General features: G+C 66.4%; 4 protein-coding genes. All 4 read left to right on the top strand.

Translation table 11 applies throughout. The features are described from left to right. Positions 1-167: 167 nt before the first annotated feature. The 4 genes from ACFQ50_RS24395 to ACFQ50_RS24380 all read left to right on the top strand — a co-directional run bounded on the left by ACFQ50_RS24395 (position 168) and on the right by ACFQ50_RS24380 (position 3,815). On the top strand, positions 168-1,412 hold the full coding sequence (locus ACFQ50_RS24395) for a PucR family transcriptional regulator (RefSeq protein WP_377998209.1): 1,245 nt from the start codon (positions 168-170) through the stop codon (positions 1,410-1,412). 88 nt (positions 1,413-1,500) lie between these two features. Next, positions 1,501-2,430: an ACP S-malonyltransferase gene (locus ACFQ50_RS24390; RefSeq protein WP_377998208.1), complete on the top strand. Its 930-nt coding sequence runs from the start codon at positions 1,501-1,503 to the stop codon at positions 2,428-2,430. After that, positions 2,427-3,488, top strand: a complete 1,062-nt coding sequence (locus ACFQ50_RS24385) for a beta-ketoacyl-ACP synthase III (RefSeq protein WP_377998207.1) — start codon at positions 2,427-2,429, stop codon at positions 3,486-3,488. Before ACFQ50_RS24390 ends, ACFQ50_RS24385 begins: the two co-directional genes overlap by 4 nt. 81 nt (positions 3,489-3,569) lie before the next feature. Next, positions 3,570-3,815 carry an acyl carrier protein gene (locus tag ACFQ50_RS24380; protein ID WP_003806076.1) on the top strand — a complete coding sequence of 82 codons (246 nt, stop codon included), beginning with the start codon at positions 3,570-3,572 and terminating at the stop codon, positions 3,813-3,815. Positions 3,816-3,867 lie beyond the last annotated feature (52 nt).

The following is a 3,867-nucleotide window of genomic DNA, read 5'->3' as shown; positions in this document are numbered from 1 at the left end:
CCAGGTCCCCACCCACGGTGGGGACCGCCGTCGTCGTTTGTGGTACGCCGTTTGGGGTGCGTCGGCCCTGCATCCGGAAGTTCCGGAGGGGTTGTGACGCAGCACAACCGAAGTTGTAGCCTTTGCACAAAATGGAGCTTGTCCCGCAGGCACCGTATGCTCGAATTATGCCCGAGCCGTCCCCCGCCCCTGCACAGCGCAAACCGCCCTCCCGGACCATGACGCCGGAGAAGACGGAGACCCTGAAAAAACTCAGGGCCAGCGTCGGTCAGTTGTCCACCACCACCATGCGCCAGCTGGAAAAATCGCTGCCGTGGTACAGCCGGCTCAGTTCGGACGAGCGATCCGCGCTGGGCCTCGTGGCACAGAACGGCATCGCGGCGTTCGTCACCTGGTATGAGCGGCCCAGTTCCCCGTCCTGGATCCTTTCCGACGTTTTCGGCACCGCCCCGACGGAACTGACCCGGTCCATCAGCCTGCAGAAGGCGCTCCAGCTCATCAGGATCGTCGTGGAAGTGGTGGAGGACCAGGTTCCGGTCATCGCTCCCGAAGCCGACCAGCCTTCCCTGCGCGAAGCAGTCCTCCGGTACTCGCGGGAAGTGGCCTTTGCCGCCGCCGATGTCTACGCCCGGGCAGCGGAATCCCGGGGATCCTGGGACACGCGGCTCGAAGCTCTGATTGTGGACGCCATCCTGCGCGGCGAAAACACCGACGCGCTGCGCTCCAGGATCGCCGCGCTCGGCTGGAAGGCGCAGGAGCGTTTCACCGTGATGGTGGGGAACTCGCCGTCGGAACCCAGCGCCAGCTACGTCAGCGAACTGCGGCGCATGGCCGGCCGTTACGCGGAGGATGCGCTCGTGGGAATCCAGGGCGACCGCCTCATCCTGATCCTGGGCGGCGTGCACGACAGGGAGACCGCGTATGTGAAGCTCAGCGAGATGTTCGCGCCGGGTCCGGTGGTTTACGGGGCGGAGGCCAGCTCCCTGCTGGAAGCCAGCGGCTCGGCGCAGTCAGCCTTCGCCGGGCTCACTGCCGCCCGGGCCTGGCCTGCCGCACCCCGCCCGGTGGCGGCCGACGACTTGCTCCCGGAACGGGTCATTTCCGGGGACGACGCCGCCCGGCGGTCGCTCGTGAAGAATATTTACCGGCCGCTCCTCGCGGCATCCAACGGGCTGGTGGAAACGCTCGGCACCTATCTGGAGCTGGGTCACTCACTCGAGGCGACGGCGCGGGAACTCTTTGTCCATGCCAACACTGTGCGGTATCGGCTCAAGCGGGTTTGTGACGTGACGGGCTGGGATCCGCTGCTTCCGCGGGAGGCTTTTGTACTGCAGGCAGCCCTCGTGGTGGGGCGGCTGTCCACCCCGCCCAAGCCCGCCGTCGAGCGTGTTGCCGCGCGGAACACGAACTGAACCGTTGTAGACTTCCTACAACCTGACCCCGTGAGGTTGGTGCATGGAAACACCAATGGATCACCCGGTAATTTGGAAAGCTGGATACGTGCTTGCAATCGTCTGCCCTGGACAGGGCTCACAGACCCCCGGTTTCCTGGCCCCTTGGCTGGAACTGCCTTCCGTAGCAGGCCATCTGGCCTCCCTGAGCGAAATTGCAGGTATCGACCTCACTGCGCACGGGACCACCTCTGACGAGGAAACCATCAAGGACACCGCCGTCGCGCAGCCGCTCATTGTCGCGGCCGGACTGGTGGCCGCCAAGTCGCTGTTCGACGTCGAACTCAGCACGCTGCCGGTCATCCTGGCCGGACACTCGGTGGGCGAGATCACAGCGTCCGCGCTGGCGGGTGTGCTCACCGAAAAGGAAGCCATGACGTTTGTGCGCGAACGGGCCAACAGCATGGCCGCGGCCGCTGCGGTCACGCCCACCGGTATGAGCGCTGTGGTGGGCGGCGATCCCGCCGAGGTCCTCGCCGCCATCGAGGCCGCCGGCGCAACGCCCGCCAATGTCAACGGTGCGGGCCAGACCGTCGCCGCCGGCACCTTCGAACAGCTCAAGGCCCTGGCCGAGAATCCGCCGGCCAAGGCGCGCGTGATCCCGCTGAAGGTCGCCGGGGCATTCCACACCTCACACATGGCTCCCGCTGTGAGCGCCCTCGAGGCCCTCCGCCCGGAGCTACAGCCGCAGGCACCTGCCGTGCCGCTGCTGTCCAACTTCGACGGCCAGGAGGTCACAGCGGGCACAGCCGCCGTCGACAGCCTGATCGCCCAGGTCTCGCGGCCGGTCCACTGGGACCTCTGCATGGAGACCCTCGCGAACCGCGGAGTCACCGGCGTCATTGAACTCGCTCCGGCGGGCACCCTGGCCGGACTCGCCAAGCGGGGCATGCCGGGCGTCAAGACTGTTGCTGTCAAAACGCCGGACGACCTGTCCGCGGCCCTTGCACTCTTCGCAGAACTGGAAGGACAGGCATGAGCACGCCGGTACTGAAGCAGACCCCTCTCAACGAGCACACCCGGATCCTCGGCATCGGCGCGTACCGCCCCAACGTCCTGGTCACCAATGAGGACGTGTGCCAGTGGATCGATTCCTCCGATGAGTGGATCCGGCAGCGTACCGGCATCGTCACCCGCCACCGCGCGCCCGCCGACGTCAGCGTGATCGACATGGCCGAAGGCGCCGCCCGTGAGGCCATGGAGAAGGCCGGCATCGAGGCATCCCAGCTCGGCGCCGTCATCGTCTCCACTGTCACCCACCCCTACGCCACGCCGTCGGCAGCCGCGAGCCTCGCCGACCGGCTGGGCGCCACGCCGGCACCGGCCTTCGACATCTCCGCTGCCTGCGCCGGCTACTGCTACGGCATAGCCCAGGGCGATGCGCTGGTCCGTTCGGGCGCAGCCAACTACGTCCTCGTCGTCGGCGCGGAAAAGCTCTCCGACGTCATCGACAACCGCGAACGCACCATCTCGTTCCTGCTGGGTGACGGCGCCGGCGCCGTCGTCATCGGACCGTCGGACACCCCCGGCATCGCGCCGTCGGTGTGGGGATCGGACGGCAGCAAGTGGGATGCCATCGGCATGACCCGCTCCATGCTGGACGTCCGCGACCTCGGCCTGGCGGCACGCCGGTCCGACTCCACCGGCGATCTCGCGCTTCTCGAGGAGGCGCAGGAGCTCTACCCGACCCTCCGCCAGGACGGCCAGACGGTGTTCCGCTGGGCGGTTTGGGAGATGGCCAAGGTTGCCCAGCAGGCCCTGGAAGCCGCCGGTGTCGAGGCAGAGGACCTGGTGGCCTTCATTCCGCACCAGGCCAACATGCGGATCATCGATGAGATGGTCAAGAAGCTCAAGCTGCCCGAGACCGTCACTGTGGCGCGGGACATCGCCGATGCCGGCAACACCTCCGCCGCATCGATCCCCCTGGCCACGCACCGCCTGCTCCAGGAAAATCCCGCACTCAGCGGCGGACTGGCCCTGCAGATTGGCTTCGGCGCCGGACTGGTCTTCGGCGCCCAGGTAGTTGTCCTTCCGTAGCAATTCCGATAACCAAGCCGCAACCGCGGTTTGCCCATTTCCGGCATCCTTTGCCGGCAATAACAAGAAAAGGAGCCATCAATGGCTAGCAACGAAGAGATCCTGGCCGGACTGGCTGAAATCGTCAACGAAGAGACCGGCCTGGCCCCCGAGGCTGTCGAGCTGGACAAGTCCTTCACCGAGGACCTGGACATCGACTCCATCTCCATGATGACCATCGTCGTCAACGCCGAAGAGAAGTTCGGCGTCCGCATCCCCGACGAAGAGGTCAAGAACCTCAAGACCGTCGGCGACGCCGTGGACTTCATCTCCAACGCCCAGGCGTAAGTAACACACCAGCCTTCGCGGCTGAACCCGGCTGGCCGGACCGGACGTTACG

The organism is Arthrobacter sp. NPDC056493, assembly GCF_042795115.1.
Lineage (GTDB): Bacteria > Actinomycetota > Actinomycetes > Actinomycetales > Micrococcaceae > Arthrobacter.
The sequence above is the reverse complement of the archived record's forward strand: the minus strand, read 5'-3'. Positions and strand labels throughout refer to the sequence as shown.

Coding starts and splice junctions, on each gene's coding strand:
- ACFQ50_RS24395 (WP_377998209.1), top strand. CDS start 168: ATGCCCGAGCCGTCCCCCGCCCCTGCACAGCGCAAACCGCCCTCCCGG.
- ACFQ50_RS24385 (WP_377998207.1), top strand. CDS start 2,427: ATGAGCACGCCGGTACTGAAGCAGACCCCTCTCAACGAGCACACCCGG.
- ACFQ50_RS24380 (WP_003806076.1), top strand. CDS start 3,570: ATGGCTAGCAACGAAGAGATCCTGGCCGGACTGGCTGAAATCGTCAAC.